Origin of the sequence: Caldibacillus thermoamylovorans (assembly GCF_000751775.1) — a bacterium.
GTDB classification, from domain to species: domain Bacteria; phylum Bacillota; class Bacilli; order Bacillales; family Caldibacillaceae; genus Caldifermentibacillus; species Caldifermentibacillus hisashii.
On record NZ_CCRF01000033.1, the window covers coordinates 1 to 1,602 of the forward strand.

The 1,602-nt window shown below is 33.8% G+C and carries 1 protein-coding gene; it reads right to left on the reverse strand.

Annotation, left to right across the window (positions count from 1 at the left end):
• Positions 1-69: 69 nt before the first annotated feature.
• Positions 70-1,602: IS1634 family transposase (locus tag BT1A1_RS04160; protein ID WP_034768453.1), on the reverse strand; the 1,533-nt coding region annotated here is incomplete at its 5' end.

A 1,602-nucleotide genomic window follows, 5' to 3' on the forward strand; every position in this document is an offset into this window, starting at 1 on the left:
TTATGAAACTCAAGTTCAACCTTAGCGATAGTAAAACCCCCGATGTATAGGGATTTTTGTTAAATTGTTCTACACTACATCGGGGATTTCTAGTTTATTTATTTTATATGCTTTTAATATTTCCTTTTGTTCATTATCTATTGATGTTATTGAATACTTGATTTTACCATTTGGTAATTTTATCTCTAACAAGTGAATTCTGGCAAGTTTTTGAATGATTGTTCGTGCTGATTGATTTAGGGATGATTGACTTGCGATATAATCAATGGCCTGTAATATAAAAAGAGCTAATACACAAACATAAACATGCCCTTTGACTCGTTCTTCTTTCCAATGAAACATGGGTCTTATATCTAAATCTTGTTTAATTACACGAAATGCTGTTTCTACCTTATTGAGATTTTTATAAACTTTAATCAGCTTTTCATCGTTATATTGATCTTCATTCGTCTGAATCACAAATGTCCCATCTAACTTCTCGTCTGATGCCACCTTTTCTGTTTTCAACGAGTACTTTAGACTAAATCCCAGTGGAGCCTTCCTGTTATCTACTGTTTCAATAATAAAGTATTTTCCAGCTGGATTTCTTTTCGAGATAGCTCCAGCTCGCTTCATCGCCTCATCTCGTGTTTTTATATGTTTATTTTTCCCCAGACTTCCATTTAATTGATCTAATTCTTTCTCAATGGATTTAATGCACTGAAGGCGGTAGTTCCGATCATCTTCTCTTTTTTGTGTATTCAAACATAGTAAAAACCGCTGACCATCTTCCTCAGAAAGAAACTTTGCATAAAGATTTCCCTTTACCTTTCTCATTTTGTTCTCGTCTATAGATTCATCTTTCAAATATTTTTTGGTCCACGCTCTGGGAATGGCCATCACATATTTTTGATTCAGTTCCTTAATGGTTTCAATATTATTTTCAGTTAACATTCCTCTATCGCCAACGAAAACAATTTCCTCAATGGGATAACGTTGCTTAAGGTCAGATATTACTTCAGTCACTGTTGATTTATCTGCGGTGTTTCCAGAATAAATATTGCATTTAATTGGAAATCCATCTGCAGTCGTAACCAGACCAATGACAATTTGTTCACGATCTTTTCGATGATCACGTGAATAGCCATACTTAGCGATAATGCATTTATGACCTTCAAAATAGCTACTGGTTATGTCATAGAATAGCTCTTTGTTATTTTGTTGATAGTGTTTAACAGCGCTATGGTACAAATGTTCCTCTGCTTTACTAAAGTTCTCTTCTAGCACTTCTAAACTCCGGTACAACGTTTGAAGATCTAGGCTCTTTATCTTTAAAAAATGGGGTAAGGCAGTATAAGGATACTCTTCTTTTAAAGCTAATTTACTATTTGGTTGCCAGACCCTTTGAAAAACAAGTGCTTTTATGTATTCAATCGCTGTTGAAACGGTAATATGTGGATCTGATGATTCAAAGGAAGCTTCAAGTGAATCAAACAATTTAATTTGCTTATTTATGGCCTCTAACAAATAAAAGTGGCCGTAAGGAACAGACTGGTTAAAATCAACCTTATCAATATTTGTAAAGGAATCAAAATCCTTTGAAAAAGCAATTTTAAGTCTTTC